The organism is Ruegeria sp. CK2 (assembly GCF_056536585.1).
Genome location: NZ_JBQFPW010000001.1, coordinates 236070 through 262892, shown reverse-complemented (window position 1 = coordinate 262892; position 26823 = coordinate 236070). Strand labels below are relative to the sequence as shown.

The following is a 26823-nucleotide window of genomic DNA, read 5'->3' as shown; positions in this document are numbered from 1 at the left end:
ATGCGCAAATCACCAAACCAAGCCCGGAATCCACCAAAGTGACCAGACGTTTTCACCAAAACGGTCAGCTATTGTGCCGCAGCGCCTGTGGCGTAGGCGGAGTTGGGACGGCAAGATATTGATCCGCGTCTATCGGGATCAGCCCCCGGATGTGGAGCGTCTGCCTGTCTTCTTGTGACAGTTCGACAATGGCTGACTGAACCGCGTCTGCAATCCGGCAAGCATCTCGCCCAAGGGCCGTAATAAAGGGCAGCGCGGGGGTCGGCGAAGTGGCAGCCACTTCACGCAATCTATCCCCCAAATCTGTATGTTCTTCTAGCAAAAGCCAGGTCAGCGCATCCAGCGAGGCAAAATCGGCCGTTCCATCTGCGACGGCTTCGGCGGATAACGCATGCCCGCCCGTTTCCAGCAGCCTTGTCGGCACCAGACTCATCTGAGACAAATGAGTAATTGGCGCGGCCCAGCCTGATTGGGAAAGAGCCTCGTTATAGGCAAAAACACCTTGCGCCAGCTCTTGCAGATCACGCTGATCTTCTGACCGGGCCACAATCACCGAGCGATAATAACCCGGCAGGCATCCTGGCAATCCGTAGTCCGGCGTACCGACCAATTGCACGTGATTATGCAGCTTGGTTCTGTAGGGCATCCCGCAGGTTTGGGCAAAGATCAGGTCCGGGCTCATCCAGACCTTCCACATGTCGCAATTACGGGTCAGTTGCGCTGGACCGTCGTTCAATTCAGCACGAATCAGACCCCAGAACCGATCATTTGCTGGCCGCACGGCAGGCATGTCATACATGCCCAGCATGGCTGTCACGATTTCGCCACGCTCTGCCGTGCCATTGCAGAGTCCACATCGCTAACACCTAGTAAACTGACGACCAAACGCAGCAGAGAATCTTCTTCACCGGTGCGATGACCGTCAGCCAAGGCAACCGACCAAAGCGCCTGAACTACGGCCAGCCTATCCTCGTAGGCAACAGCCTCTTTGATCGCACGGGTAAACCGGACGGTATCTGGTGCCTCTGCCTCCAGGTCTTCGGCCTGCGCGCGCAGGCTCGCCGATTCGAAAGGCGAAAGGCCATACCGCTCGGCTGATATCCGGTCGATCCGGGCCATTTCAGAATCAGCATAGTCGTTGTCGGATCGTGCGATGCGCACCAATAGGGCCGTCAGGGCCAGGCGGGCATCGTCATCGACCATCGGATCGGGCTGAGGCTGGGTCAGCCGGGATAAAAAATCACTAAACATGAGACAGATATAGACTCGGCTTAGCCCGCATCCAAGCGGGATTGCACACGCTCGCGCGCAGCCTGACTGTCATTGAAGCTTAGACCCATCGCTATTCGAGCTTCTTCGACGATCTTCATTTCGCCTTCGTCCATGTTGCCATCAGCGACGACAACTTCCCAAAGCGCCTCTAGCGCAGCCAGACGTTCCTTCAAATCGGTGGTTTCGCGGATTAGCTTCCCGAAGGTGTCGGTTTCTGGGGCAGCAGCGTGCAGCTTTTCGCAGGTGGCGCGCACCTTGGCGGCCTCAATGGCGTTGTGTTGATACAGGCGCGCGAGAATGCGATCGATCAGGCTGATCTCTTCCAGTTTGTAGTCTCGATCCGCTTGGGCAACGCGCACCATCAAGGCCCCTAAAGCCAGTTCGGCATCCGGGTCAGGCAGGTGATCATGTTGCGGCGGTCGAAACGCCTGAAAGAACTTTTTCAGCATGGGAACAGGTTATTCCATATTTTGTGGTCCGCCAAGCGTGGACTACCCGTCATAGCCCTGAATGATCACAAGATCGCCGGTCGAGACCGGGTCACGCAGGGCTTTGGCCTTTTGATAGGCATCGCTTTCATAGCAGGCCTGCGCATCGGCGTAGCTGGGGAATTCGATTACAACCGTGCGGGATCGGGCCTGACCCTCAGGCTCGACCCGCTCGCCTCCGCGCACAAGGAACTTTGCGCCATATTTGGCAAACGCGGCACCGTTTGCGGCGATGTAATTCTTGTATGTCTCCATATCGTGCACATCGACATGGGCAACCCAATAGCCTTTGGCCACGGCGCGTCCTCCTGTGGATTCCCACGCAAGGTGCGAAGGAAACGAAGAAAATGCAATCCCCTAAAGGTGGTCAGTTCGACGGGCCAATCGCCTTATGCGCATTGTCCTGCAGCCAGGCGAGCATTTGCCGATACGGCACCGGCCCGTAGCTGATCCGTGCCACGCCAAGCCCGGCCAGAGTAGGCGTGTCGGGCGTGCCGGGCAGGGCAATGATGTTGACGGGCAAATCGGTTGCGTCGCACAGCCGTTTGATCATGGCTTCGTCTTTCAGACCAGGGGCGAAGAAACCGCTGGCGCCGGCATCGGCATAGGATCTGGCACGGGAAATGGTTTCGTCTAGCATAGCGTCGTTGTGAGTGTCGGGCGCAGCTTTCAGAAAGACATCAGTGCGCGCGTTGATGAAGGCGGGGATGCCCGCTGCATCGCAGCCTTCACGCATTGCGGCGACCCGGGCCGATTGAGTTTCGATGTCATAAAGGTCTTTGGTGCCAATGATTTGGTCTTCAAAGTTAAAGCCGATGACCCCGGTTTCAAGGGCGTTCCGAACGTTGACTGCGATCTCAGCCGGGTCTTCGGCGTAGGCCCCCTCAAGATCCATCGAGACCGGCAGATCTACCGCCGCGACGATCCGACGGGCGTTATCCAGCGCGTGATCGAAGGGTATGTTCTGACCATCTGCAAAACCCTGCGCCATGGCAACCGGAGCACTGCCCGTGGCCAGCGCCTTGGCCCCGGCATCACGTACGGCACCAGCGCTGCCTGCATCCCAGATATTGTAGAGGACAATTGGATCGCCCTTTTTGTGCAGGGCGGCAAAGAGTTCTGCGCGGGTGATTTGATCAGTCATGGCCGGTCTCCTGTCGCTGTGTTGACGACAGTTATCCGTGTGATCGACTATCACGTACAGAAAATTCTGCGTATTCCGTCACATTGCAGTGATTTCAAGCTTAGACCAAGCGTGACGTTTCCTTGGCTGCACGTACAAAATCGCGGAACAACGGGTGTGGGTCAAAAGGTTTGGATTTCAGCTCGGGGTGATACTGCACACCGATAAACCAAGGGTGATCCGACCATTCAACGATCTCGGGCAGGCGACCATCCGGTGACATGCCTGAGAAGTTCAAGCCTGCCTTTTCCAGTTTGTCGCGGTATTTGATGTCGACTTCATACCGGTGACGGTGGCGTTCTTCGATATTTGTGCCGCCGTAAACCTCGTTCACTTTCGAGCCATCGGCCAGAACGGCGTCGTAAGCACCCAGACGCATGGTGCCGCCCTTATCATCGCCTACTTTGCGTTCGACTTTGTGATTGCCCTGCACCCATTCCTTTAGGTGATAGACAACCGGCTCGAACCGTTTCTTTCCTGCTTCGTGGTCAAATTCTTCTGAACCGGCTTCTTTAATGCCGGCCACGTTGCGCGCCGCTTCGATGACAGCCATCTGCATGCCCAGACAAATGCCCAGATATGGCACTTTATGTTCGCGTGCATATTGCGCGGCTTTGATCTTACCTTCGGTGCCACGTTCGCCAAACCCGCCAGGGACAAGGATCGCATGGAACCCTTCCAGATGTGGCGCGGCGTCTTCGGTGTCGAACACTTCGGCATCGACCCACTCGACCTTCACGCGGACCCGGTTGGCCATTCCGCCATGGGTCAGGGCCTCGGCAATCGATTTATAAGCGTCTTCCAACTGCGTGTATTTGCCAACGATGGCCACCTTCACCTGACCTTCGGCATTGTGGATACGGTCGCTGACATCTTCCCATTTGGTCAGATCGGGTTTAGGCGCAGGGCTGATCTGGAACGCGTCCAGAACGGCTTGATCCAGACCTTCACGGTGATAGGCCAGCGGGGCATCGTAGATGGTGCTCAGGTCCTGAGCCGCGATCACACTGTCAGCGCGGACATTGCAGAACAGGGCCAGCTTTTCGCGCTCTTTCGTCGGGATTGGACCTTCAGAACGGCAGACCAAAATATCGGGGGCCAGACCGATAGAGCGCAGCTCTTTCACTGAGTGCTGGGTCGGTTTGGTTTTCAACTCGCCCGAGGCTTTGATGTAGGGCAGCAGCGTCAGGTGCATGAACAGGCATTGACCACGCGGCTTATCCTGGCTGAACTGGCGGATCGCTTCGAAAAAGGGCAGGCCCTCGATGTCGCCCACGGTGCCGCCGATTTCACATAGCATGAAATCAACTTCATCCTCACCGATTGCGATGAAATCCTTAATTTCGTTGGTGACGTGCGGGATCACCTGAATGGTCTTGCCGAGATAATCGCCGCGGCGTTCTTTTTCCAACACGTTGGAATAAATCCGGCCCGAACTGACCGAGTCGGTCTTGCGCGCCGCGACGCCGGTGAAACGCTCGTAATGACCAAGGTCCAGATCGGTCTCGGCCCCGTCATCTGTGACGAAAACCTCACCATGTTCAAACGGAGACATCGTGCCCGGATCGACGTTCAGATAAGGGTCCAGCTTGCGCAAGCGCACCGAGTACCCCCGGGCCTGCAACAAGGCGCCCAGAGCCGCCGAAGCCAGTCCTTTACCCAAGGACGAAACCACACCACCAGTGATGAAAATAAAACGCGCCATGTTTTTCGGCTGCTCCCGTGAGACGTCATTATCAGCTGCCCGGCGGCTTGAAAAAACCGCTGCACCACGGGACTTCACGTATAAAGGATTCGCGCAGGCAGCGCAAGAGAACCGCAAGATGCTGTTGCAGCTCTCTGTCAGATTTCTAGGTTTTGTGGCTTAGTCGGCTTGCGGGATCAGCGGCGCATTGTCACCCTGCGTGGGTGGCAGCAGATCATCCGCCGACGGAACCGCCGGAGTGCTTTCTTCGGTCGATGCCGGTGCCGGAACGCCCAAACGATCGATAACCGAGCTGCCCGAGGATTTTTGCGCAGCTAGAATCGTCAGGGTGATCGAGGTCACGATAAAGCACGCGGCCAACACCCAAGTGACTTTGCCCAATGCGGTCGCTGCTGACCGGCCCGCCATGGCACCACCGCCACCGCCGCCCATGCCAAGGCCACCGCCTTCGGACCGCTGCATCAGAACAACGGCAATCAGGCCCAGGGCCAGGAGGAGATGGATGATGAGAACGACGTTTTCCATGGTGTTCCTGTGCGGCGTAGCGTGTATCGCGTGGTACTTATGCAAGTTTGAAGCTGGGGGCAAGGGACGAGTTGGCATCACAAGACGTGATATCTGATATCACGGTAAAGGGACTGGACAGCCAAATGATCAGTGACGCAAGTTGTGCCCATGCCACATGATGATCACGACCACCCGCATGCCCTATTGCCGCCCGAACCTGCGCTTCGAGTCAAAGCGCTGGAAACGATTCTGACCCGCAAGGGATTGATCGATCCGGCGGCGCTGGATGAGATTATCGACACATATCAAAACAAGATCGGCCCGAAGAACGGGGCACGAGTCGTTGCCAAAGCTTGGGCTGACCCGGAGTTCAAGCAGGCTCTGCTGCAGGACGCGACCGCCGTTGTTGCGGATCTGGGGTATTACGGTCGGCAAGGCGAACACATGGTGGTGGTCGAGAATACGCCTGAACAGCACAATATGGTCGTCTGCACCTTGTGCAGTTGTTATCCTTGGCCGTTGCTGGGCATCCCTCCGGGGTGGTATAAATCTGACGCCTATCGCGCACGTGCGGTGCGGGAACCTCGCAAGGTTTTGTCCGAATTCGGTGTCAGTTTGCCCAAAGACACTTCTGTGCGCGTATGGGATTCAACGGCCGAGATTAGGTACCTCGTCTTGCCAATGCGCCCAGGTCGAACCGAAGGATTAAGCGAGGATGAACTGGCAGCTCTGGTAACCCGCGACAGTATGATAGGCACAGGATTACCCAGGGTGCGTTCATGACCCGGGTTCATGACATGGGTGGACGGTTCGGTGACGGGGCGATCCGCCCCGAATCCGAATCCGAACCGGTCTTTGCCGAAAATTGGCACGCGCGGGCACTGGCCGTGACACTGGCCTCGGGATTCTTGGGGCAATGGAACATTGACGTGTCGCGCCACGCTCGGGAACGTTTGTCACCCAAGGACTACTCTCGGTTTTCTTACTATGAAAAGTGGATATCAGGCCTGGCCGACCTGTTGGTCGAAAACGACGTTCTGACTCTGGATGATCTGCGAGATGCAAGTGAGGGTGACCACCCTTTGGCGGCGCGAATGTTGAAGGCCGAAGCTGTTGCAGGTGCTCTGGCCAAGGGCGGCCCGGCAGATCGCGCTTCGAACACTCCAATCAAATTCGAGATCGGCGAGAGCGTCCGCACAGTGCGCCCAACCGCAAATCGTTTTGTTGATGGGGGCCACACCCGATTGCCGGGCTACGCCTCAGGCGCAAAGGGGCGTGTTCTCAAGTTACATGGAACCCATGTTCTGCCGGACTCAAACGCGCACGGGTTGGGTGAAGCGCCCGAGCCGCTCTACGCTGTCGTGTTCCCTGCATCCGAACTCTGGGCAAACCCGGAACACCCGAAGGACGAAGTTGTGCTGGATCTATGGCAAAGCTACCTGGAACCGCTATGACGGATTGCATTGTGCATTGCGCCCCCGAACCAGTGTTTGCGGAACCCTGGCATGCACAGGTCTTTGCAGTGACGGTGGCGCTGAACGAAGCTGGGCGGTTCGCTTGGCCCGACTGGGCGGTACGATTCTCGGACACTCTAAAGCGTCATGGATTGAACAGGGATCTGGATGGTGGTGACGACTACTTCCACGCTTGGCTCGAAACGCTTGAAGATTTGTTGGCAGACCAAGGCGAAGCCGCGCCGGAAGATGTTATGCGCCTGCAAAGCGCTTGGGAAAATGCCTACCTGACGACACCTCACGGTCAGCCCGTTCGAATATCCCCCACTTAGAAGTGGGCGCTGCCGCCGCCGGAGGCATCGCACGCAGAGCGATTGTGGACTGCGTCGAATTACCGGTTTCCCTGCCGCTTGCGCCCCGCTATATGAGCCGAGTTTGATAACTCAGCGCAAAAGGACCGGATATGGCCAATGTGGTTGTTGTCGGCGCCCAGTGGGGTGACGAAGGAAAAGGCAAGATCGTCGACTGGCTCAGCGAGCGGGCAGACGTGATCGCGCGTTTTCAAGGCGGGCATAACGCCGGTCATACACTGGTCATCGATGGTGAAGTCTACAAGCTGAATGCTCTGCCTTCAGGTGTTGTACGCGGCGGTAAGCTGAGTGTGATCGGCAACGGGGTTGTTCTGGACCCTTGGCATCTGGTGGGAGAGATTGCTTCGATCCGAAAGCAAGGCGTCGAGATTACGCCCGAAACGCTAATGATTGCCGAGAATACGCCATTGATTCTACCCATTCATGGTGAGTTGGATCGCGCGCGCGAGGAAGCGGCGAGCAAAGGGACGAAAATCGGCACCACAGGTCGCGGGATCGGACCTGCCTATGAAGACAAGGTTGGTCGTCGATCTGTGCGTGTTGCCGATCTTGCTGATGAGGCGACACTTGAGGCGCGTGTAGACCGGGCGCTGCAACACCATGATCCGCTCCGCAAAGGATTGGGTATTGAGGCCGTTGATAGGGATGCGCTGGTTGCTCAGCTGAAAGAAATTGCGCCGCAGATCCTTCCGTTTGCTGCACCCGTTTGGAAAGTTCTGAATGAAAAGCGCAAGGCTGGTAAGCGTATCTTGTTTGAGGGCGCTCAGGGCGCGTTGTTGGATATCGACTTTGGAACTTATCCGTTTGTGACGTCGTCGAATGTGATTGCCGGGCAAGCGGCAACCGGGGTTGGCATTGGTCCGGGCTCCGTGGACTTTGTTCTGGGTATTGTGAAAGCTTACACTACGCGTGTAGGTGAGGGCCCGTTCCCGACTGAGCTGGACGATGATGACGGCTTGCGCCTTGGAACCCGTGGGCATGAATTTGGCACGGTCACTGGCCGCAAGCGCCGGTGTGGTTGGTTTGACGCATGCCTCGTGCGTCAGACCTGCGCCACCAGCGGTGTGAATGGTATTTCGCTGACCAAATTAGATGTTCTGGATGGCTTCGAGACGCTGAAGATCTGCACCGGTTATGAACTTGATGGTGAACGTCTGGGTTACCTGCCGACTGCCGCAGACCAACAGGCGCGTTGCAAACCCATCTACGAAGAAGTGCCGGGTTGGAGCGAATCCACTGAAGGCGCACGCAGTTGGGCGGACCTGCCGGCAAATGCGATCAAATATGTGCGCCGGGTCGAGGAATTGATCGAGTGCCCGGTCGCACTACTGTCAACCAGCCCGGAACGGGACGACACCATCCTGGTGACCGACCCATTTGCCGACTGATGAGTGGCGAGGACAAACCCGGCCTCAGCTATAAGGCGCGTCGCCGCTGGTCGTTGGTGGTTCTTTTGGTTGGGCTGCCGCTGTATATTGTGGCGGTGGTGACGGTATTGAACTGGCTGGATCGTCCACCGATCTGGTTGGAATTGCTGGTTTATATCGTTCTGGGCATATTGTGGGCGTTGCCATTCAAGTTCGTGTTTCGGGGCGTCGGCAAAGAAGATCCAGATCAGTCCTGAAGCGCTCTCAGACCGTTGCCTGGAAACAGTTTGCACGAGACCCTGCTTGAGCACCGATGCCTTGGCGACGATGTGAACATCGGGCCGTTTAATGACATTGCAAACTGGGTATTGGACGGCACAATGACCTCGTTGGTTTTGGGCTATTCGGTGTTTGACGATGGCCAATCCCGAGTCGAAGCATTCGGTGGGCTAAGGCATTGGGATCTGGACCTGTCGACGACTGTCGCAGGATTTACTGCCAGCACTGATGAGAGTTAGACCGACCCCTTGATCGGCGCTTGATATAGCAGGGCGATCAATTCGCATTGGGGTGTCTCGGCCATGGGTAATGTTGGGGGTTTTGATGTTGGGTCAGATTTTCAGTGGGAGGCGGTGGTTCAAGCCAGTTGGAAATGGACCGACCGTATCGACGTTGCAGGTGGGAATCGACATCTGAGTGTGGATTTCGAAGAGGGCGAAAACGTAATTGATCTGATTCTGACCGGCCCATATGTCGCGCTGGCATTTAATTTCCAAGCTTAATTGATTCTCTATTGTTTACTTGGCCAACTCAGAATCGCACGTGCAAAGGCGTGGTATTCACCAGTCAGTTCCTCGGCCATACTAAATGGAGTGGGCCACGGCGTGGTCAGCGTCGCCGCAACCTGGCCAGGCAAAAGAGTAAGATCAGCTTGGTGACGTGACGCCAATCGCCTCATCTTTTGATTTGTCGCAAGGCAGAGCATGTGGACTTCGCGAATCCCTCTGTTTTGAGCTGCCGTTAGCAGCCGAGACAACAAGGCGTCACCGATGCCCTGGTCTTGCCAGGGGCTTTCCACCGAAAATGCGGCTTCGGCAATGTGACCATTGCCGTCAGGTTGTAGATACAATTCTGCCAATCCGCGCAGGCAAGTATCCGGGAAAGCGCCAAACACCAATGCTGCGGTGCCAAACATGTCTGATATGTAGGTTTGTAACCGTTGTGGGCGAACAGGTACGCCGAAACGAGATGTCAGGGCCTCGCTGTCCAGATTACTAAAATGTGTAATCACCTGAGCCTTATCGTATTTACGCAAACGTCGGATTGCGATGTCATGCATGGCGCGGCCTCTGTCTGAGCGGGATATCTTGGCAAAAAAAGGAAGCCGGGTTCACTGTAACACAATTCTGCGCTGCAGCATAACTTGGTCAATTGATCGCATGAGTGGCAATTCGCACATCTCTTGGTGTCGACAGAGCTATGCAAAAAGCAAAGGGCCGAGAGAAACTCTCGGCCCTTTTAGTTCAATTTCCTTGAGTGTCAGCCCGCGGCGCGGGCATCGTCTGGGCGAAACCCAATCAGGTGCGACGCCGCGAAACGACCGCCACCCGCTTTTTGGATTTTGCCGTCGCGCAACAATTGTCCGAAAGAACGCAGGCTTTCTTCACGATCAAATTCATCTTGCTTGAACGACCGTACTTTGTTCATCAGCTGCGGGCGCGAAAACTGCTCCTGACCTTCAATGAAGGACAAGTATGCTGCGGCCGCTTCAAGAAGATCGGGCAGGGATTGTGCCTCTTGTTCGCGGGCGAATTGGGCAAAACCACCCTCTTCGGGGACAGCGTCTTCCAACTGAGTACTTACGCGGCGCGGCGAAACCGGGCCAGCGTCTTCCGTCCCGTCATCGACACGCTGTTCTGCAACAAGTTTAAGAGGTGCAGCACTATCGTAGTCGGGCCGCGCGCTGGTCGTATTCGTGTCCGGACGGCGGGGGCTGACCACGGACGCCAGATCGCCGCGATAGTCCTGATCCAGTGATTTCTGTCCAGCGTCACCTTCAACCTTGCGCGCGGCTTCGGTTGCGGCAACCGCTGTGCGTAGGTGCGAGTAGGTTTCGCGTTTGTTGTTGTTGGCCGGGTCTTCCATCTGTGTTCCGGCTTCTTCCATGAGGCGAAAAACATCCTGGTCCGGATCGGTCTTCTCGGCCAGCTTGATGCCTGACGGATCCGAAAGCTTTGATTCGACTTCCGAAATCTCATCTAGCAGGTCTGCCTCATCTTCGGCGGTGATGACACCTTCGGCGGTTTGACCCGGCGCGTCCTCAATCGACGCGCCTTCCGGCTGGCTAGCAACTTCCTCATCGCTCAGGATGTTGAGCATGCCGTCATCGTCTAATTCGACCTCCGACGTTTCGTCGAGATCAGAAAAGAGAATTTCGTCAGTTTGAGGATCGTCTTTCCGCGCCGTCTCGGTCACTGGCTGGGGGTCATCCATTGAAAACGGGCTTTTAACGTTTGCCGGCTGTAAATCTTCTGAACTCAGCGCGCCCGCCTCGAACGCGGCGGTAAGTGCGTCTGCTGGGGCTTCTTTGCTTTTTAGCAACGAGGTGTCTTCGTCTTCGACATAGCCCTGTGGGTTTGCATCCGAATGTGAAACGACGGCGCGGATGCGTTGCAACTTGGATGCTATACTATCAGCAGGCGCAGCTGCTGCGCCAACGGGCCTGTCTGTCTTGGCAACATCAGGCTCTGTCTGTGCTTCGGGGGCAGGCGTTTCAATCATGTTCAGCGAGGCGGCTTGCGAGGTCGGTTCTTCGGGTGCAGTTGCAGTTGAGGGCGCAGCAGCTTCTGTGGCGCGCAGCAACAGACCGGCTTCGCTGTGACTGGCCTCGATGTGTTGGGAGGGATTGCGCTGAGCGATGCGGTTTAGCATTTCTGCATCTGGCTGTGGCGGCTCAGATCCGAAATACCGGTCATCCGCAGCGAGTTCGCGGAAGTAGTCGGCAATGGCTTTCAGAGTTTCGAAGGAATTGTCAAATCCTTCTAATGTGCAGGAAAAGGTTCCATAAGAAACGGTCAACACTTTGTTATTCTGTACCATCAGACACATGTCCTCTACAAACTACGAGCCAACTTGCCCGGGTCCGGGCACACCTGTTGGCTTAAAACTTTTTGTATGAACCTATCATTTTGTGGTCTCAATGTGTCCAAATCCGGAAAAAATGGTCAATCTTAGAAAAAATGGGACAATTATACGGTCAAATGGCCCCATTGGGCTGTTTGGAGGCGGTCAGATTGGGCCAGATGACCTGAATTTGGTGCTGAATCGCGTCACCACCGTTGTCGCGGCGGATGGTGGAGCAGCGGTTTTGGTAGATTCGGGGCGATTGCCGGATGCTGTCATCGGCGATTTTGATTCGTTAGAGAGTACAATCAAAGACAGAATCCCTGACGACCGCTTGTTTCCCATACGGGAACAAGACAGCACGGATTTTGACAAGGCCTTGCGCAGTGTGCAGGCACCCTTGGTTCTGGGCGCTGGGTTTTTAGGCGGGCGTCTGGATCACCAGTTAGCGGTGCTCAATACTCTGGTCACCTATCAAGACCGAGCATGCGTTTTGTTTGGCGAACACGAAGTAGTCTTTCATGCGCCGCCTAAGATTTCGCTGGCAATAGCGCCCGGAGACATAGTGTCTTTGTTTCCACTTGCTCGGGTAACTGGCCGCAGCAATGGGTTGGAGTGGCCCATCGAGGATTTGATTTTTGAACCGAACGGGCAGGTGGGCACGTCCAATCGCGCCTTGTCAGAGGTCGAGCTGCAGATGGATGGACCGGGCTTGCTGGTTATGGTCCCGCGCAACGCGCTGGATCAGGTCATGCAGGCGTTTCTGTCGGGGCAGACCGGGCTGTGGCCCGCTCGCGCAGAATGACGTAAAGCCCAGCAAGGATCGTGATGAAAATCCCAAGCGCGGCAAGACCGTCAGGCAGATCTTTGAAGATCATCCAACCAATCAGGGTCGCAACCGGGATTTCCAAATACTGCATCGGGGCCAAAGTGGCCGAGGGCGCGTAGCGCAGCGACCAGGTCATCAACAGATGCGCCACGGTGCCCAGGATACCGATGCCCAGCAATAGCCAATGGGAGTTGCCAGTCGGTACGATCACCGAGATCTCCCAGATGTCGGCACTCGTTCCGATCAAAAGCACTGGCAGTAATAGTATCGTCGCAAACGCACCAGACACGGCCTGCAACGAAACCGGATCGGTTTCTTTTGCGATCTGCCGTGTGACCAGCATGAAAAGCGCAAAAACCACGGCGACGATTAGGGGTAGCAAGGCAGGCGCGCCGACTTCTGCGAAGCTGGGTTGAATAACCAGCAATGTGCCTGCAAATCCAACGATACAGGCGATCAAACGTCGGGCGCCAACCTCTTCGCCCAGCACGTATTTCCCCAACAGCAGCATGATAAATGGCATCACAAATGCGATCGCGACGGCATCTGCAAGCGGCAGGAACTTCAAGGCACTGAACATTGCTGTAATCCCAACGATATGCAGCACAGTGCGGATCATTGTCAGTCGTAGAATGCGTCCGCGCATTCGCCAGGGGCGGCCGGTGGCGGCAATCAACGGAATCAGGATCAGCGCCTGAATCGCAAAACGCACCATCACTAACAGACCCAATGGTGTGGTTTCCCCCAACAGCTTCGCCGTCGCGTCGCCAAGCGGCGCGAGCACACAAAAACCAAGCATCAGAACGATGCCAAAGACGGGGCGATCCTGGGTCATGCCCGGCACGCTAGGTCAAGCTGTGCCGGGGGGGAAGGGCTAAACGCTCGTTCAGCAGTTGGGAATGTTCACCGCGAGACCACCGAGTGAAGTTTCTTTATACTTCTCATGCATATCCTGCCCGGTCTGGCGCATGGTTTCGATCACCGCATCCAAAGGTACGAAATGCTGACCATCGCCGCGCAGTGCCAGTGACGCCGCCGAAACGGCTTTGATCGCGCCAAGCCCGTTGCGTTCGATGCAAGGCACTTGAACAAGACCAGCTACTGGATCACATGTCATGCCAAGGTGATGTTCCAACGCGATCTCGGCAGCATTTTCCACTTGTTCCGGGGTTCCACCCATTACTGCGCACAGACCCGCAGCGGCCATGGCAGACGCGCTGCCAACTTCGGCCTGGCAACCAGCCTCGGCCCCCGAGATCGAGGCGTTGTATTTCACCAGCCCTCCAATGGCGGCTGCGGTCAGAAGGAAGTCTTCGATATGGCTTTCTGATGCGCCCGGGACATGATCCAAGTAGTAACGCAGAACAGCAGGCAACACGCCCGCCGCGCCATTAGTCGGGGCTGTCACGACCTGACCACCGGCCGCGTTTTCTTCATTCACGGCCATGGCGTAAACACTCATCCAGTCGTTGATGGTGTGCGGCGCTGTCAGGTTCATACCGCGCTCGGCCATCAAGGCATCGTAGATACCCTTTGCGCGGCGGCGCACGCTCAGACCTCCGGGCAGAATACCATCCGTGGACAGCCCACGTTCGATGCAGTCATTCATCACTTGCCACAAGCGGGCCGACCCTTTGGCAAAACTGTTGGCGCACCCGCGCGCGATTTCATTTTCGCGCTTCATATGGGCGATGCTTTTGCCACTGGAATTGGACATCTCCAACATCTCGGCGGCAGATTTGAAGGGAAACGGAACCGGTGCGCCTTCGTCGGTTGCTTTGCCTGCAGCCAGTTCTTCCTCGGTCATCACAAAGCCGCCACCGATCGAGTAATACACTTGGCGCAGGATGACGTCGCCTTGTGCGTCCGTCGCCATCAGGATCATGCCATTGGCGTGACCCGGCAGGGTGTTTTCATAATCAAAGAGAAGATCGGCCTTGGGATCGAATTTGAGGGTTGGCAAACCGTCGGGCGTAACGGAGTGGCTCTCGGAGATCGCCGCCAATGCGGCCTCGGCTTTGGCGTTGTCGTAGGTGTCCGGAACAAACCCTGCCAGGCCCAGGATGGTCGCCCGATCTGTGGCATGGCCGACACCAGTAAAGGCCAGCGAGCCGTGTAGCGACCCGCGCAGTCCCGCAAATTCAAATGGCGAGGCGCGCATCATGTCAAGAAACCGGGCAGCGGCAACCATCGGTCCCATTGTGTGCGACGAGGATGGGCCAATGCCCACTTTGAACATATCAAAGACAGAGAGGAACATGTCAGATAGCTGAGCCTTCAGGAGGAGTGGCGTGAGTGGGAGATGTGAAAGGTGTGACCCCAAGACCCTCGGCCGCAATGGCTGCACGCGTCGCAGGGCGGGTTTCAAGTTGCATCAGAATTTTCTGTAGATAGGGCGTGTCGGGCAGCTGATACCAGCTGCGATCCATTCGGGCAGGATACAGCGCCATCCACCGCATCATACAGGCCAGATAATAGGTCAGGATCGATGGGTGATCGGCGTGTAGCCATTCGGGCGATTGTTTTGCCACCGTATCTAGTGCGTTCAGGTGTCGACGCAGGCGAGGACACATTCCGGCGCGCAGTTCCGCTGCCTTTGCAGATTCAATGTACTGGTCCGCGTAAAACAGGATACGCAGATCTGAATGCAGCGTGTTTGACGCAAAGAACAGCCATTTCAAGAAATCACCGCGGTTAGGGCTGGCTGAGGAGGGCGCGAGCTCACCATGGGTGTCTGCCAGCCACAACAGAATCGCGGCCGTCTCAAATATCGGGCCTTGCGATGTCTCAAGAACAGGAATCAACCCGTTCGGGTTTAGCGCCCGGTAGGCCACGCTTTCTTGCTCGTTCCGGCTGCGATCGACCAGCACAGTTTCATAGGGCAGGTCCATTTCTTCCAACACCAGTCGGATCACCAGCGAGGCGTTGTCAGGAGCATAGTGGAGGCGATACAGCGTCGTCATTCTGTCTACTTATAGCGCTACGTGGAAACAGGAAGACTTGATTGCGACGTTTCCGATAGGAAACGCGTATTTTTGCGACATCATTGGTAAGCGCTTAGGCGATTTCGGGCTCGCAGTCGTTCGACGCATTCCGTATAAGATCGACAGAAAAACAAAGGATAGCTGCCATGACCGGAGAACTGTCGCCCATCGATATGGCAAAATACGTTGCAGCGCGCCGTGCAGCCGACATGGTTGAAGACGGAATGCGTGTCGGTTTGGGCACCGGGTCCACCGCCGCCTGGCTGGTACGCCGTTTGGGCGAAAGGGTTCAGGGTGAAAACCTGCGGATCATGGGTGTTCCGACATCGACCCGGACCGCTCAGCTGGCCCGCGAGGTTGGTATCGAGGTGGTCTCGCTGGATCAGGCCGGGTGGCTGGATCTGACCATCGACGGAGCAGACGAGTTTGACGGCGATCTAAACCTGATCAAGGGCGGCGGTGGTGCGCATTTGCAGGAAAAAATCGTGGCCACCGCCAGTGACCAGATGATCGTGATTGCGGATGCGGGAAAAGAGGTCGAAACACTGGGTGCTTTCCCACTTCCGGTCGAGGTGATCCCGTTTGGTTGGCAAACCACGCGAACGTTGATCGAAGAAGCACTGGACACAATGGATGTGCTTGGCACTTCGGCTGCACTGCGTATGAATGGTGAGGCGCCATTTGTGACGGATGAGGGAAACCATATTCTTGATCTGCATCTACAACGCATTGGCAACGCACGGCAAATGGCCTTGGTGCTGAATCAGGTGCCGGGCGTGGTCGAGAATGGCTTGTTCATCGACATTTGCGACAAGGTCGTCATCGGGCATGGGGATGGTCGGGTTGAATTACGCGACATCAACGAGGGCACAATCGAGCTGGACCAGTTGATCGAAGGGGCCGGCGAAAACTTGTTCTCCGATTTGTCGGATTGAGCCATTTGATGTGTCGCGGCGCAAATCTTGTAAGAAAAGCAGCTATTTCCTCTCCAAAGGGGTTGGCAGGCGTTTTTCTGCGCCCAGATATCCAGAGAATTCTTGCAAGTTGAACGAAGGAACCCGGCATGAGCTTTGACTATGATCTATTCGTCATCGGTGGTGGCTCGGGGGGGGTACGCGCGGCGCGGGTCGCGGCTGGCGAAACCGGCGCCAAAGTGGCGTTGGCTGAAGAGGATCGTTATGGCGGAACCTGTGTCATTCGGGGCTGTGTTCCGAAAAAGCTGATGGTTTTTGCCAGCGAATTTGCTGACACCGTGGCTGACGCACAAGCTTATGGTTGGGACATTCAACCCGGTGCTTTCAATTGGGAAACGTTCCGCGGCAAACTGCATGCAGAACTGGATCGGTTGGAAGGTATCTATCGCAGTATCCTGAAGAACAACGGCGTCGAAAGCTTTGATCAGCGTGCCCATTTGGTGGACGCACACACAGTCGAGCTGGCCGATGGTATGCGCAAGACCGCCAAGCACATTCTGGTGGCCACAGGCGGTCGTCCGGTTGTGCCTGCGTTTCCAGGATCAGAGCTGGCGATTACGTCGAATGAAATCTTCCATCTGGAAAAGATGCCCGAGACAATGTTGATTGTCGGCGGCGGGTACATTGCTTGCGAATTTGCAGGGATCATGAACGGGCTTGGGGTCAAGACGACACAGTTTTATCGCGGCGCGCAAATTCTGCGCGGCTTCGATGACGAGGCGCGTGGGTTGATCAGCGAAGAAATGTGCCAGAACGGGATCGATGTTCACCTGGGCACAAACGTGCTTGAGATGAAGAAGCAGGGCGACAAGATCTGGGTCAAGGCGACCAACGGGTCTGAACAACTGTTTGACACGGTTATGTACGCGACGGGCCGCGCGCCGAATGCCGATGATCTGGGGCTTGAAGCTTTGGGTGTTGAGAGGGGGCGTAAAGGCGAGGTTGTCGTCGATGACTACAGCCAGACGGCCGTTCCCTCGATCTTCGCCATTGGCGATGTCACCGACAGGGTCAATCTGACGCCGGTTGCGATCCGCGAGGGGATGGCTTTCGTCGAAACCGTGTTTAAGGGCAACCCTACACCGGTCGATCACGAGCTTATCCCAACAGCGATCTTTACCCAGCCGGAAATGGGCACGGTTGGCCTGAGCGAGGAAGAGGCCGCCGAACAGGAACCGATCGAGGTGTATGCCACCTCGTTCAAACCGATGCAGAAAGCGTTTGCTGGTGGAACCCAGCGTGTTTTGATGAAACTGATTGTCAGCCAGGCGACACGAAAGGTGTTAGGCTGTCACATCGTCGCGCCGGGCGCAGGTGAGATGATTCAGTTGGCAGGTATTGCGGTAAAGATTGGCGCAACCAAGGAAGACTTTGACCGTACGGTCGCGGTTCACCCGGTGATGGCCGAGGAATTGGTGACAATGCGGCAACCTGTGCGCACTGCTTGATTTGCAAGTACGCGCACACAAGTTACAAGGGACCCCGTGATCACACGGGCCTAAGCGAAGGAATTGAAAAATATGGCGGGCAACAGCGGTGGCCCCTGGGGGGGCGGAGGCTCCTCGGGTGGCGGAGGAAATCGGGGTAACAACGGGGACGGGCGCAAGCCCCCCGAAAGCGACGGCCCGCAGATTCCCGAGATCGACGAGCTGATGAAGAAGGGCCAGGAGCAGTTGCGCGTCCTTATGGGCGGGCGCGGCGGCGGTGGCCGTGGTTCGAATGGCAAGGGTGGTGGTGGCGGTCCCATCTTCACCAAAGGCACTGTTGCCATTGGTCTGTTGGTCGCGGCTGGTCTTTGGGCGGCAGCAAGCTTTTATACGGTCAAGCCAGAAGAACAGTCTGTTGAGTTGTTTCTGGGCGAGTTCTCTGCCGTCGGTAACCCGGGCCTTAACTTTGCGCCTTGGCCGCTTGTGACCGCCGAGGTCATTCCGGTGACCCGCGAACAGAACGAAGATATGGGCGGAGCGCGTGGCAGCGATGACGGTCTGATGCTGACCGGCGACGAAAACGTGGTCGACATCGACTATCAGGTTGTCTGGAACATCAACGACCCCGCCAAGTACCTTTTTAACTTGCGAGATCCTAAGCAAACCATTCAGGCCGTGTCGGAATCCGCCATGCGTGAGATCATTGCGCAATCAGAGCTGGCTCCGATCCTGAACCGGGATCGGGGTATTATTGCGGATCGCCTGCAGGAACTGATCCAGTCCACGATGGACAGCTATAACTCTGGTGTGAACATTGTGCGGGTGAACTTCGACAAGGCCGACCCACCGCAGGACGTGATTGCCGCGTTCCGCGACGTTCAGGCTGCCGCGCAGGAGCGGGACCGATTGCAGAATGTCGCTGACGCCTATGCCAACCGGGTTCTCGCCGAGGCGCGTGGTGAAGCTGCGCAAATCCTGGAAGAATCTGAAGGGTATCGTGCTCAGCAGATAAACAGCGCTCAGGGTGAGGCCAGCCGCTTTAGCGCGGTTCTTGAAGAATACTCCAAAGCGCCGGATGTCACCCGTAAGCGTCTCTATCTTGAGCGAATGGAACAGGTTCTGGGCGACGTAGATAAGATCATTCTGGACCAGAACTCAGGCGGGCAGGGGCAGGGTGTCGTACCCTATCTGCCGCTTAACGAGCTGCGTCGTAGCCCTGCCGCGGAGAGCAACTGATGCGTAAATCACCTATTATTCTGATCCTTGTTTTCATCCTGGCGGTTGTGGGTCTGTCCTCGATCTTTATCGTGGACGAGCGCGAACGCGCGTTGGTTCTGCAATTTGGTCGCGTTGTTGCGGTCAAGGAAGAGCCTGGTCTCGCCTTCAAAATCCCGGTTATTCAAGAAGTAGTCCGATACGACGACCGTATCTTGTCCATCGACGTTCAGCCGCTTGAGGTTACGCCTTTGGATGATCGCCGTCTGGTGGTTGACGCGTTTGCACGCTACCGGATTTCAGACCTTGAACAGTTCCGTCAGGCGGTTGGTGTCGGCGGTATTCCGGTTGCCGAAGACCGTCTGGACCGGATCCTGCGCGCCGAAACTCGTGAGGTTCTGGGTTCGGTATCGTCTCGCGATATCCTCAGCTCGGATCGTGCCGCGTTGATGCTTCGTATCCGCAACAGCGCGATTGCCGAGGCGCAGGCGCTGGGCGTGAGCGTGATTGACGTTCGTTTGAAGGCCACTGACCTGCCGCAAGCCAACCTCGAAGCAACGTTTGATCGGATGAAAGCCGAACGGGAACGGGAAGCGACCGACGAGCGTGCCCGCGGTAACGAGGCCGCGCAGCGTGTGCGCGCTCAAGCCGACCGGACGGTTGTGGAGCTGGTTTCTGACGCGCGTCGCGAGGCCGAGATCATCCGCGGTGAAGCTGACGCTGAACGCAACGCGATCTTTGCCGAAGCTTACGGCGCGGACCCTGAGTTTTTTGAATTCTACCGCTCTCTGACTGCATATGAGAATGCGCTGCAGGGCGGAAACAGCTCGTTGATAATGAGCCCGGATTCAGAGTTCTTCAACTACCTCAGCTCTCCCACCGGCCGGCAAGCGCCGGCTGCGGTAGCCGAGTAATGGGCCTGATCCTTCTGGCCTTCGGGCTGGTATTGATAGTCGAGGGGCTGGCCTATACGCTGGCCCCTTCGCTTATTGAGCGCATGTTAGAGGCGCTGCGCGCCCTGCCGGAACCAGCCCGGCGTCTGATGGGTTTGCTTTGTGTGGTCAGCGGTTTTGTTCTTTTGTGGGGCGCATATCAGTTGGGATTTTGATCTGGTGATGTCACGTGCTGGTGATTTCCCCCTGTTCCCGAGTTGCGGGCAGACCCAAACTGACTACATTGGTTAGAAATACCGGCATATCCGTCGGGATAGTTAGTCGACAAGGAGATCCCAAGTGCAGGCAAAAGCGCGCAGTGTGTCCGTCCGTTGGGACGATGTTAGTGTTATGATGCGGCTGATGTGGCTGGCCTTTGCCAGCATGCTACTCGTTTTGGCACAGACGATGGCCGCGCATGCGCGGGGGGAAAGCCTGGCGCCGTTGGCGGAACAAATCAGCCCTGCGGTCGTGAACATCACTACATCCACCTTGATAGAAGGGCAGACCGGCCCGCAGGGTATCGTTCCCGAAGGGTCGCCATTCGAAGACTTCTTTCGGGATTTTCAAGACCGCAACGGCGATGACGAAAATCGTCCGCGCCGCAGCAACGCGCTGGGGTCGGGTTTTGTGATTTCCGAAGACGGTTATATCGTCACCAACAATCACGTCATCGCCGAAGCAGACGAAATCCTTGTTGAATTCTTCCCGGGCGACGGTCAGCCCAAAAAGGAACTACCCGCTGAAGTTATCGGTACTGACGAGAAAACCGACATCGCGCTTCTTAAGGTCGAGGCATCGGGGCCGCTGAAATACGTGACCTTCGGCGACAGTGACAACGCTCGGGTCGGTGATTGGGTCATCGCAATGGGCAACCCGTTGGGACAAGGCTTTTCCGTTTCAGCCGGGATTGTTTCGGCCCGCAATCGGGCGCTTAGCGGATCCTATGATGACTACATTCAGACCGACGCAGCGATCAACCGTGGCAACTCGGGCGGGCCGCTGTTTGACATGGACGGGCAGGTCATCGGTGTGAATACCGCGATCTTGTCGCCCAATGGCGGCTCTATCGGTATCGGATTTTCAATGGCCTCCAACGTGGTGATCAAAGTTGTAGATCAACTGCGTGAGTTCGGAGAAACGCGCCGCGGTTGGCTCGGCGTCCGCATTCAGGACGTTACGGAAGATATGGCAGAGGCAATGGGGCTGGAGAAACCCGGCGGCGCATTGATCAGCGATGTACCCGAAGGACCGGCAAAAGAAGCCGGCCTTAAAGCGGGTGACGTGATCCTCAGCTTTGACGGTGTTGACGTTGAAGATACGCGTGGGTTGGTACGTCAGGTTGGCGAGACTACGGTGGGGAAATCCGTGCGGGTCGTTGTTCAGCGCGACGGCGGCACACAGACCATTCTGGTTACGCTGGGACGTCGTGAAGACGCTGAAAGCAGCGAAAGCGAAGAAGAAGAAACACCTGACGCTGAGGGTGGTGAAAATGCTGATATCCTGGGTCTGACCATTTCCCCGCTAACAGACAAATTCCGGGAAGATCTTGGTCTGGACGCTGATGCAGAAGGGCTGGTTGTCGCTGATGTGGATGAGGCATCCGAGGCTTATGCCAAAGGGCTACGTGCAGGCGACCTGATTACCGAAGCGGGTCAGCAAAAGGTCGAAACGATCGAAGATCTGGAAGGACGAATGGAGGAAGCGCGCGTAGCTGGGCGAAAATCCCTGTTGCTTTTGGTGCGTCGAGGCGGTGATCCGCGTTTTGTTGCGCTGAGCCTGGAAGAGTAAAGCAAGAGGCAGTTGGGCAATGCCGACAGGCGACCACTAAGATGATTGTTAAGGAGGCTCATTTTGGGCCTCCTTTCTTTTAGACAACTGGGAATGGCTGAACGGCACAGAAGCGGCGCAGGTTGGACATATGCTTTCGCAAAATGAAGTCGTTAATGAACACTTCATCCGGGAATTCTGAAAACAGAGAGTTCACCATTGCTTGCCGATGACAACGTAAGTCTGGTTTGTGACAATGCTGAAAAGAAAATGAGCCATATGCCGTGCGGGCATATGGCTCAGATACAGGGAGAGGTCAGTGGACAGATATCGGGGATGATTCTCTGACCTCCTACGGTAACGAATCCAAATTAGCTCAGGACTTGTTCTTGGTATGTGAAGGAGTTCACACGCGGTCAGATCAGGTCGGAATCTGCCAATTCGCGTAGGGCGTCGAAATCCTGTATCAGCAAGCCACCCCTAGAGGCTTCAACGACATTGTCACGTTTCCATGTGGCAATTGTCTTGGACACGGCCTCACGTGTTGCTCCAACGAATTCAGCCAACTCGCTTTGCGACAATGTGATACGTTCAGTTGGGTCGTCCTGCAGGCCGGACAAATGCAGGAGTTTCCGAGCCAGCCGTATTGGCATCGGCAGAAAGACCTGCTCGTTGAGTTGCGATCCCATCCACCGCATCCTTAAACCGGCGAGGCGGACCATATCTACGGCCAGATCAGGGTGTCGGCGGATTTGGTTCATGACGTCGCTGCGACGGACACGCAGAACGCGCGAGGGCTCTGCGGCCGCGACGGTGGCTGTGCGAGGACCGCTGTCGAACAAAGCAATCTCGCCAAACACTTCGCCGGGACGCATCAACGTCAGCGTCAGCTTTCTGCCGCTCATCGCGAGAAACGAAACTTCGAGCGTGCCGTCCAAAATGGCGTACAACGCGTCGCCTTCGTCGTCTTGTTCGAATAGAATTTCGCCCTGAGCCAAAGAAATTTCGGATGCTTGATCGGCAAGCATTTCTCTCAGCCCGTCGGATGCTTCGGACAGGAATCCGCTGGTTGGGAAGGCCGTCATTCGGGCGCTGTTCTCCGGAATTGGATGGTGAGTGGTGAGTTAAGGTTTCACAGCTTGAAGGCTAAGCCAAGGTTTTTTGTCTGATTTTTGTTAATCTGCGGCCAATTGCTGATGCAATCCGCCGTTCAGGTCAGTTTTGGCTATTGGTGGTCGGGATCGTCCATGAAGTTTTGCAGCAGATTGAACTGCAACATCAGGAAAACCATCAATGCGATGGGGAACCCAAAAGTTTCGATCTTGACCCACAGATCAGTGGACAATGTTCTCCAGACCAATTCGTTTGCCACCGCCAATACGACGAAACAGGCGCAGAGGCGCCGGGTCAGGATCATCCAGCCTTCGTGGCGCATGGGCAGCATCTCGTCCAGCACGTAGGCCAGATAGGATTTCTTCTGTAGCAGACCGATACCCAGGATCAGCGCGAAAAATCCATAAACCAGCGTCGTCTTCATCTTGAAGAACCGCTCGTCGTTGAACCAGGCTGTGAGGCCGCCAAAGAAGATCACCATGAAAGCTGTGAAGATCTGCATTCGACTAAGCTTGCCAGTCAGGAACCAAAGAACGCCCATCGCGCCCAACATCAGCGGAACAAAAACAATCGTCGCAACGATAAAGCCAGAATACTCGGTATTGCCGAATTGAAAGCTGTCATCACGCAAGCGCAGGTAGATGAAGAAAAACGCCAAGGGTGGGCCCAATTCCAGGGCCTGCTTCAGAAACGGATTGATTTCTTTTTTCTCGGTCATGCTATCGTCCTGCTACTTACCCGCCCATTTCAACTATTACAGCGCCGAGTGCAATCAATGCCATCAGCGCAATACGCCTTGGACCGACGGTTTCTTTCAAAACGAGCCACCCGATCAAGGCTGCGAACACCGTTGACGTCTCGCGCAGCACAGCCGCTTCTCCGACCTTGTCCAGACGCGTGGCCAACATGATCGCCCCGAAAGACAGCGGAGCAATGATACCCCCTGCGAGACCGCGCAACATCAGCGGTCCGATGGTAGGGCGATGGATCATGGCGCGCCACCTGAAGAACGCATAGATCGGCATAGCTGCCCCATCTATCATGAAAAACCAGGCCAGGAAGGTGAACGGATCAGCCGTGGCGCGGATGCCGTAAGCATCATAGGTGGTGTAAATCGCAACGAACAAACCCGTGGCCAGTGCCAATGCCAGCGCGACACCCAGTGTGTCGCGGTCGGTTTCCAGGAAGCGAAGGTTATAGGCGGCCAAGCCAAATATTCCGGCCAACAAGACAGCAACGCCGAACCATTGCAGACCGGTGAAGACTTCTCCGAACAACAAATAGGCGCCAATAACCGTGAAGAGCGGACCGGTTCCGCGGACGACCGGATAGACGACGGTATAGGAGCCCTTGGTATAGGCCATGGCCTGAAGCGTTTTGTAGGCAATGTGGATCAGCCAAACCATTGCAAAGATCGGCCACATATAAGGTTCCGGCCATGGCACCACAAAGAAAGCAAAAGGCGTGGCCATCAGGCAATAGCAGGCGTCGATTGCACCGCGTGACAGCCATGCGTCGTGACGACCCTTTTGCAGCGCACCAAATACGGCATGCAGGAAGGCTGCCATCAGGGCGAGGCCGAGGGCAAGTTGGTGACCTGCCTCGGTACCCTCCAGAGAAATCAGCCAGTCGCTCAAGCCTCGGGGCTTTCGCTTGCGCAGAGGCTGGGGGGCTGTCTGCCCCCCAGACCCCCCGAGGATATTTGAAGCCAGATGAAGATGTGGATCAGCTCTGTTCCAGGCCCGTCAAGGCGGCGGCGAATTCCTCTGGGTCAAATGGGGCCAGGTCGTCGATCTGCTCGCCCACGCCGATGGCATGGATCGGCAGGCCGAACTTGTCAGCCAGCGCCACCAGCACGCCACCCTTGGCCGTGCCATCCAGCTTGGTCATCACAAGGCCCGAGACATCGGCCAGATTGCGGAAGGTTTCGACCTGGTTCAGCGCGTTCTGACCGGTGGTTGCATCCAGTACAAGCAGGGTGTTGTGCGGGGCGGTATCGTCGACTTTACGAATGACGCGGACAATCTTGGCCAGTTCTTCCATCAGGTCGGCGCGGTTTTGTAAACGGCCAGCGGTGTCGATCATAAGCAGATCAGCGCCATCTTCCTGCGCTTTGCTCAGGGCATCAAAGGCAAGCGATGCCGGGTCAGAGCCTTCGGGCGCTGTCAGAACCGGAACGCCAGCGCGATCGCCCCAAACTTGCAACTGTTCGACTGCCGCTGCGCGGAATGTGTCGCCGGCGGCAATGACCACCTTCTTGCCAGCCGATTTAAATTGGCTGGCCAGCTTACCGATCGTGGTGGTCTTGCCTGAGCCGTTAACGCCGACGATCAGAACCACTTGTGGGCGTTTAGGGTAAATCGGCAGAGGTTTCGCGACCGGTTCCATGACACGGATGACTTCCTGCGCCAGCAACTGCTTGATTTCACGCGTTGAAAGTTTGCGGCCAAAGCGACCCTCGGCCATGTTGGCGGTGACACGCAGGGCGGTATCGACGCCCATGTCAGATGCGATCAGCAGCTCTTCGAGTTGCTCGAGCATGTCATCGTCCAGTGTGCGTCGAACTTCGGTGGGGGTGTCGCTGCGAGCAAACAGGCGACCCAGTACTCCCTTGGAACTCGGCACTTCGGGCGGTGGCGTTGCAGGTGTGGGGTCCGCTGGGATTGGAGAGGGCGTTTCAGCCGGCTGCGGGACCGGCGCGGGTTCAGGGATCTCGGGGACGGGGTGCGGTTCGGGTTCGGGTTCCGGGATAACCGGATCCGGGGTTGTGGTTTCCTCGCCGCCATCCTCGACAATCGCGTCGAGCCCTTCTTCAAGGCGCGATGAGGATTTGAACAGCTTGTCCTTCAGCTTTGAGAAAAACGCCATCTTTGGTCTCCACAGGTGTTCCCCTCACCTAATGCGGATTGACGGCAGTTGCAAAGGGTCACGAAAAGGCGATCAGAAAGCCAGCTTGTGCACCCCAGTAAAGCGGCCAGACCATATAGGGCGTAAGCTTGAGCGCCGGATGATCTTCGGGCAGAAGGAATTTCTCGGTCGCCAGGATCAAATCCGATGCAATGAAGGCTATGGCAGCAGGTAAGGCCCATCGTAGCGCGCCGGTTTCGGGCAGGGCCAGAACCGTTACACCCATCCCGAGGATGATCGGGATGTAGGCCAATACCGGACCCTTGAGATCGCCCGCTCGCGGTGCGAGCAGTGTCGCCATTACAATCCCAAGAATGATCAGGGACCAGAAGACTGCGGGTGATGCCAGGATTAGTGCAGGATCGCTTCCAGGGTGCGTCAGGAACAAAGCGATATAGGTCAGATGCCCGGCGGCGAACGCTGCGATCCCGGCCATGAAGGTTGTCTCTGTCTCTCGCGATAGCAAGGCGTCGCCCACGGCACACAAAGCCAAAGCAAGGACCAGCATCCAAGGGGTGGACAGCATCAGCGCGACCAACGCCAGTATGGCGACCGACGACGTTTTCAAAACGGTGCGAATGGGGCTGGCGGCGCGTGCTGTAAGGGCCAGATAGGCCAAGGCGCATCCGAAGGCGGCCCAGAGTAGGATTGTCTTCATGTAAGGTCCCGATCAAATACCGTTCTTGGCCATGTCACTTCGGTTCCGGATTGGGCGCAAGCAGTGACGTCGAGGCAGTCAGTTGTGCGCGCCATGATGCCAAAGCTTGTATGGCGCGGGCGCACTGCATCTGACAAAATGCAGGCATGTTGAGATGTCTGATGATTCCGTTGGTGTTTTTGGGCAATGCAGCCGCAGGGCAGCCTCCGTTGTCCGGCCCAGAATTTGACAGCTATACGCGCGGTAAGACGCTGTACTATGGCAATGATGGCCAAGTTTATGGGGTTGAGCGGTATTTGCCCAATCAGCGGGTTGTCTGGTCTTTCCTTGACGGCAAGTGCCGCGACGGCATCTGGTATCAACAAGGTGAGCAAATCTGCTTTATTTATGAGGATCGTCTGGACCCTCAGTGTTGGGTGTTTACGCAGTCAGGCGGCGGCTTGATCGCCCAGTTCGAAGGCGATCCGCAGGCAACCGAACTGTATGAAGCGGATGACATAGGCGAAGAAATGATCTGTTACGGGCCTGAGGTTGGGGTCTGAAA

The 26823-nt window shown here is 56.5% G+C and carries 32 protein-coding genes; 15 read left to right on the top strand and 17 right to left on the bottom strand.

From position 1 onward, the window contains the following. Positions 1–64 precede the first annotated feature (64 nt). The 7 genes from ACR0BU_RS01265 to secG all read right to left on the bottom strand — a co-directional run bounded on the left by ACR0BU_RS01265 (position 65) and on the right by secG (position 5173). On the bottom strand, positions 65–817 hold the full coding sequence (locus ACR0BU_RS01265; protein ID WP_480735146.1) for a phosphate/phosphite/phosphonate ABC transporter substrate-binding protein: 753 nt from the start codon (positions 815–817) through the stop codon (positions 65–67). Next, positions 814–1251, bottom strand: coding sequence for a tellurite resistance TerB family protein (locus ACR0BU_RS01260; protein ID WP_298932667.1), 438 nt, complete (start codon positions 1249–1251; stop codon positions 814–816). The genes ACR0BU_RS01265 and ACR0BU_RS01260 overlap by 4 nt, the downstream gene beginning before the upstream one ends. A 20-nt stretch (positions 1252–1271) precedes the next feature. Beyond that, on the bottom strand, positions 1272–1721 hold the full coding sequence (locus ACR0BU_RS01255; protein WP_298932665.1) for a tellurite resistance TerB family protein: 450 nt from the start codon (positions 1719–1721) through the stop codon (positions 1272–1274). 42 nt (positions 1722–1763) lie between these two features. Next, entirely contained in the window at positions 1764–2057 is a 294-nt protein-coding gene (locus ACR0BU_RS01250) for a DUF1330 domain-containing protein (RefSeq protein WP_298932663.1), read from the bottom strand. A 70-nt stretch (positions 2058–2127) separates the two neighbouring features. Further along, positions 2128–2904, bottom strand: a complete 777-nt coding sequence (locus tag ACR0BU_RS01245) for an isocitrate lyase/PEP mutase family protein (RefSeq protein ID WP_480735148.1) — start codon at positions 2902–2904, stop codon at positions 2128–2130. 100 nt (positions 2905–3004) lie between these two features. Next, on the bottom strand, positions 3005–4648 hold the full coding sequence (locus tag ACR0BU_RS01240; RefSeq protein WP_299078213.1) for a CTP synthase: 1644 nt from the start codon (positions 4646–4648) through the stop codon (positions 3005–3007). Positions 4649–4807: 159 nt separating this feature from the next. Beyond that, complete coding sequence (secG, locus tag ACR0BU_RS01235) at positions 4808–5173, bottom strand: preprotein translocase subunit SecG (RefSeq protein WP_120635078.1); 366 nt, start codon at positions 5171–5173, stop codon at positions 4808–4810. A 150-nt stretch (positions 5174–5323) separates the two neighbouring features. Between secG and nthA the strand changes: the two genes are divergently transcribed. The 7 genes from nthA (at position 5324) to ACR0BU_RS01200 (ending at position 9129) form a co-directional block, all read left to right on the top strand. After that, a complete protein-coding gene (gene nthA / locus ACR0BU_RS01230) occupies positions 5324–5938 on the top strand; it encodes a nitrile hydratase subunit alpha (protein ID WP_480735150.1) in 615 nt (204 codons plus the stop codon). Next, the gene (nthB, locus tag ACR0BU_RS01225) at positions 5935–6609 is read left to right on the top strand and encodes a nitrile hydratase subunit beta (RefSeq protein ID WP_480735152.1); all 675 of its coding nucleotides are present in this window, start codon (positions 5935–5937) and stop codon (positions 6607–6609) included. The genes nthA and nthB overlap by 4 nt, the downstream gene beginning before the upstream one ends. Further along, positions 6606–6941: a nitrile hydratase accessory protein gene (locus ACR0BU_RS01220; protein WP_299078222.1), complete on the top strand. Its 336-nt coding sequence runs from the start codon at positions 6606–6608 to the stop codon at positions 6939–6941. Before nthB ends, ACR0BU_RS01220 begins: the two co-directional genes overlap by 4 nt. A gap of 131 nt (positions 6942–7072) precedes the next feature. Beyond that, entirely contained in the window at positions 7073–8368 is a 1296-nt protein-coding gene (locus ACR0BU_RS01215; protein ID WP_299078225.1) for an adenylosuccinate synthase, read from the top strand. After that, the gene (locus ACR0BU_RS01210) at positions 8368–8604 is read left to right on the top strand and encodes a DUF2842 domain-containing protein (protein WP_298932648.1); all 237 of its coding nucleotides are present in this window, start codon (positions 8368–8370) and stop codon (positions 8602–8604) included. The genes ACR0BU_RS01215 and ACR0BU_RS01210 overlap by 1 nt, the downstream gene beginning before the upstream one ends. Positions 8605–8634: 30 nt before the next feature. After that, positions 8635–8865: a hypothetical protein gene (locus ACR0BU_RS01205; protein WP_480735155.1), complete on the top strand. Its 231-nt coding sequence runs from the start codon at positions 8635–8637 to the stop codon at positions 8863–8865. Between the two features lie 63 nt (positions 8866–8928). Continuing rightward, positions 8929–9129 carry a hypothetical protein gene (locus ACR0BU_RS01200; RefSeq protein ID WP_480735156.1) on the top strand — a complete coding sequence of 67 codons (201 nt, stop codon included), beginning with the start codon at positions 8929–8931 and terminating at the stop codon, positions 9127–9129. 8 nt (positions 9130–9137) lie between these two features. Here the strand turns inward: ACR0BU_RS01200 and ACR0BU_RS01195 are convergent, their stop codons facing one another. Both ACR0BU_RS01195 and ACR0BU_RS01190 read right to left on the bottom strand, forming a co-directional pair. After that, positions 9138–9686 (bottom strand): N-acetyltransferase family protein, encoded by a 549-nt coding sequence (locus ACR0BU_RS01195; RefSeq protein ID WP_480735157.1) that lies wholly within the window; start codon positions 9684–9686, stop codon positions 9138–9140. Between the two features lie 200 nt (positions 9687–9886). Then, positions 9887–11446: a hypothetical protein gene (locus tag ACR0BU_RS01190; protein ID WP_480735159.1), complete on the bottom strand. Its 1560-nt coding sequence runs from the start codon at positions 11444–11446 to the stop codon at positions 9887–9889. Between the two features lie 100 nt (positions 11447–11546). Between ACR0BU_RS01190 and ACR0BU_RS01185 the strand changes: the two genes are divergently transcribed. Continuing rightward, positions 11547–12275 (top strand): thiamine diphosphokinase, encoded by a 729-nt coding sequence (locus ACR0BU_RS01185; RefSeq protein WP_480755720.1) that lies wholly within the window; start codon positions 11547–11549, stop codon positions 12273–12275. On the opposite strand, the gene ACR0BU_RS01180 is transcribed toward ACR0BU_RS01185, so the two are convergent. From ACR0BU_RS01180 to ACR0BU_RS01170, 3 genes are read right to left on the bottom strand one after another with little or no spacing between them, the layout of a single operon-like run. Beyond that, complete coding sequence (locus ACR0BU_RS01180) at positions 12220–13134, bottom strand: DMT family transporter (RefSeq protein WP_300067469.1); 915 nt, start codon at positions 13132–13134, stop codon at positions 12220–12222. The genes ACR0BU_RS01185 and ACR0BU_RS01180 overlap by 56 nt on opposite strands. Before the next feature lie 51 nt (positions 13135–13185). Beyond that, positions 13186–14559 (bottom strand): L-serine ammonia-lyase, encoded by a 1374-nt coding sequence (locus ACR0BU_RS01175; RefSeq protein WP_480735161.1) that lies wholly within the window; start codon positions 14557–14559, stop codon positions 13186–13188. 1 nt (position 14560) lies between these two features. Continuing rightward, on the bottom strand, positions 14561–15262 hold the full coding sequence (locus ACR0BU_RS01170) for a glutathione S-transferase family protein (protein WP_299885078.1): 702 nt from the start codon (positions 15260–15262) through the stop codon (positions 14561–14563). A gap of 167 nt (positions 15263–15429) precedes the next feature. Here ACR0BU_RS01170 and rpiA point away from each other — a divergent pair, with 167 nt between their 5' ends. The 6 genes from rpiA (at position 15430) to ACR0BU_RS01140 (ending at position 21622) form a co-directional block, all read left to right on the top strand. Further along, entirely contained in the window at positions 15430–16218 is a 789-nt protein-coding gene (gene rpiA, locus ACR0BU_RS01165) for a ribose-5-phosphate isomerase RpiA (protein ID WP_299885075.1), read from the top strand. A 128-nt stretch (positions 16219–16346) separates the two neighbouring features. Further along, positions 16347–17705 (top strand): glutathione-disulfide reductase, encoded by a 1359-nt coding sequence (gene gor, locus ACR0BU_RS01160; protein WP_480735164.1) that lies wholly within the window; start codon positions 16347–16349, stop codon positions 17703–17705. 72 nt (positions 17706–17777) lie between these two features. Continuing rightward, positions 17778–18920 carry an FtsH protease activity modulator HflK gene (gene hflK / locus ACR0BU_RS01155; protein WP_298932629.1) on the top strand — a complete coding sequence of 381 codons (1143 nt, stop codon included), beginning with the start codon at positions 17778–17780 and terminating at the stop codon, positions 18918–18920. Continuing rightward, entirely contained in the window at positions 18920–19813 is an 894-nt protein-coding gene (gene hflC / locus ACR0BU_RS01150; RefSeq protein WP_299078253.1) for a protease modulator HflC, read from the top strand. Before hflK ends, hflC begins: the two co-directional genes overlap by 1 nt. Then, positions 19813–20007, top strand: a complete 195-nt coding sequence (locus tag ACR0BU_RS01145) for a DUF2065 domain-containing protein (protein WP_480735165.1) — start codon at positions 19813–19815, stop codon at positions 20005–20007. Before hflC ends, ACR0BU_RS01145 begins: the two co-directional genes overlap by 1 nt. 175 nt (positions 20008–20182) lie before the next feature. Continuing rightward, entirely contained in the window at positions 20183–21622 is a 1440-nt protein-coding gene (locus ACR0BU_RS01140; RefSeq protein WP_298933466.1) for a Do family serine endopeptidase, read from the top strand. A gap of 395 nt (positions 21623–22017) precedes the next feature. Here ACR0BU_RS01140 and ACR0BU_RS01135 read toward each other — a convergent pair whose 3' ends face one another. The 5 genes from ACR0BU_RS01135 to ACR0BU_RS01115 form a co-directional block, all read right to left on the bottom strand. Then, complete coding sequence (locus ACR0BU_RS01135; RefSeq protein WP_298932623.1) at positions 22018–22686, bottom strand: Crp/Fnr family transcriptional regulator; 669 nt, start codon at positions 22684–22686, stop codon at positions 22018–22020. A gap of 140 nt (positions 22687–22826) precedes the next feature. Then, a complete protein-coding gene (locus ACR0BU_RS01130; RefSeq protein WP_300067460.1) occupies positions 22827–23432 on the bottom strand; it encodes an inner membrane-spanning protein YciB in 606 nt (201 codons plus the stop codon). 16 nt (positions 23433–23448) lie between these two features. Further along, on the bottom strand, positions 23449–24351 hold the full coding sequence (locus ACR0BU_RS01125) for an EamA family transporter (protein ID WP_480735167.1): 903 nt from the start codon (positions 24349–24351) through the stop codon (positions 23449–23451). An 88-nt stretch (positions 24352–24439) separates the two neighbouring features. Then, positions 24440–25582 carry a signal recognition particle-docking protein FtsY gene (gene ftsY / locus ACR0BU_RS01120; protein ID WP_299078261.1) on the bottom strand — a complete coding sequence of 381 codons (1143 nt, stop codon included), beginning with the start codon at positions 25580–25582 and terminating at the stop codon, positions 24440–24442. 58 nt (positions 25583–25640) lie between these two features. Further along, positions 25641–26279: a lysoplasmalogenase family protein gene (locus tag ACR0BU_RS01115; RefSeq protein WP_480735169.1), complete on the bottom strand. Its 639-nt coding sequence runs from the start codon at positions 26277–26279 to the stop codon at positions 25641–25643. A gap of 161 nt (positions 26280–26440) precedes the next feature. Between ACR0BU_RS01115 and ACR0BU_RS01110 the strand changes: the two genes are divergently transcribed. Then, entirely contained in the window at positions 26441–26821 is a 381-nt protein-coding gene (locus ACR0BU_RS01110) for a hypothetical protein (protein WP_480735171.1), read from the top strand. Positions 26822–26823: the final 2 nt, after the last annotated feature.

Excerpts from the sequence above, each read along its gene's own strand:
- ACR0BU_RS01260 (WP_298932667.1), bottom strand. The coding sequence starts at position 1,251 with ATGTTTAGTGATTTTTTATCCCGGCTGACCCAGCCTCAGCCCGATCCG.
- ACR0BU_RS01255 (WP_298932665.1), bottom strand. The coding sequence starts at position 1,721 with ATGCTGAAAAAGTTCTTTCAGGCGTTTCGACCGCCGCAACATGATCAC.
- ACR0BU_RS01245 (WP_480735148.1), bottom strand. The coding sequence starts at position 2,904 with ATGACTGATCAAATCACCCGCGCAGAACTCTTTGCCGCCCTGCACAAA.
- ACR0BU_RS01240 (WP_299078213.1), bottom strand. The coding sequence starts at position 4,648 with ATGGCGCGTTTTATTTTCATCACTGGTGGTGTGGTTTCGTCCTTGGGT.
- secG (WP_120635078.1), bottom strand. The coding sequence starts at position 5,173 with ATGGAAAACGTCGTTCTCATCATCCATCTCCTCCTGGCCCTGGGCCTG.
- nthA (WP_480735150.1), top strand. The coding sequence starts at position 5,324 with ATGCCACATGATGATCACGACCACCCGCATGCCCTATTGCCGCCCGAA.
- nthB (WP_480735152.1), top strand. The coding sequence starts at position 5,935 with ATGACCCGGGTTCATGACATGGGTGGACGGTTCGGTGACGGGGCGATC.
- ACR0BU_RS01220 (WP_299078222.1), top strand. The coding sequence starts at position 6,606 with ATGACGGATTGCATTGTGCATTGCGCCCCCGAACCAGTGTTTGCGGAA.
- ACR0BU_RS01215 (WP_299078225.1), top strand. The coding sequence starts at position 7,073 with ATGGCCAATGTGGTTGTTGTCGGCGCCCAGTGGGGTGACGAAGGAAAA.
- ACR0BU_RS01210 (WP_298932648.1), top strand. The coding sequence starts at position 8,368 with ATGAGTGGCGAGGACAAACCCGGCCTCAGCTATAAGGCGCGTCGCCGC.
- ACR0BU_RS01200 (WP_480735156.1), top strand. The coding sequence starts at position 8,929 with ATGGGTAATGTTGGGGGTTTTGATGTTGGGTCAGATTTTCAGTGGGAG.
- ACR0BU_RS01195 (WP_480735157.1), bottom strand. The coding sequence starts at position 9,686 with ATGCATGACATCGCAATCCGACGTTTGCGTAAATACGATAAGGCTCAG.
- ACR0BU_RS01190 (WP_480735159.1), bottom strand. The coding sequence starts at position 11,446 with ATGGTACAGAATAACAAAGTGTTGACCGTTTCTTATGGAACCTTTTCC.
- ACR0BU_RS01185 (WP_480755720.1), top strand. The coding sequence starts at position 11,547 with ATGTGTCCAAATCCGGAAAAAATGGTCAATCTTAGAAAAAATGGGACA.
- ACR0BU_RS01180 (WP_300067469.1), bottom strand. The coding sequence starts at position 13,134 with ATGACCCAGGATCGCCCCGTCTTTGGCATCGTTCTGATGCTTGGTTTT.
- ACR0BU_RS01175 (WP_480735161.1), bottom strand. The coding sequence starts at position 14,559 with ATGTTCCTCTCTGTCTTTGATATGTTCAAAGTGGGCATTGGCCCATCC.
- ACR0BU_RS01170 (WP_299885078.1), bottom strand. The coding sequence starts at position 15,262 with ATGACGACGCTGTATCGCCTCCACTATGCTCCTGACAACGCCTCGCTG.
- rpiA (WP_299885075.1), top strand. The coding sequence starts at position 15,430 with ATGACCGGAGAACTGTCGCCCATCGATATGGCAAAATACGTTGCAGCG.
- gor (WP_480735164.1), top strand. The coding sequence starts at position 16,347 with ATGAGCTTTGACTATGATCTATTCGTCATCGGTGGTGGCTCGGGGGGG.
- hflK (WP_298932629.1), top strand. The coding sequence starts at position 17,778 with ATGGCGGGCAACAGCGGTGGCCCCTGGGGGGGCGGAGGCTCCTCGGGT.
- hflC (WP_299078253.1), top strand. The coding sequence starts at position 18,920 with ATGCGTAAATCACCTATTATTCTGATCCTTGTTTTCATCCTGGCGGTT.
- ACR0BU_RS01145 (WP_480735165.1), top strand. The coding sequence starts at position 19,813 with ATGGGCCTGATCCTTCTGGCCTTCGGGCTGGTATTGATAGTCGAGGGG.
- ACR0BU_RS01140 (WP_298933466.1), top strand. The coding sequence starts at position 20,183 with ATGATGCGGCTGATGTGGCTGGCCTTTGCCAGCATGCTACTCGTTTTG.
- ACR0BU_RS01135 (WP_298932623.1), bottom strand. The coding sequence starts at position 22,686 with ATGACGGCCTTCCCAACCAGCGGATTCCTGTCCGAAGCATCCGACGGG.
- ACR0BU_RS01130 (WP_300067460.1), bottom strand. The coding sequence starts at position 23,432 with ATGACCGAGAAAAAAGAAATCAATCCGTTTCTGAAGCAGGCCCTGGAA.
- ftsY (WP_299078261.1), bottom strand. The coding sequence starts at position 25,582 with ATGGCGTTTTTCTCAAAGCTGAAGGACAAGCTGTTCAAATCCTCATCG.
- ACR0BU_RS01115 (WP_480735169.1), bottom strand. The coding sequence starts at position 26,279 with ATGAAGACAATCCTACTCTGGGCCGCCTTCGGATGCGCCTTGGCCTAT.
- ACR0BU_RS01110 (WP_480735171.1), top strand. The coding sequence starts at position 26,441 with ATGATTCCGTTGGTGTTTTTGGGCAATGCAGCCGCAGGGCAGCCTCCG.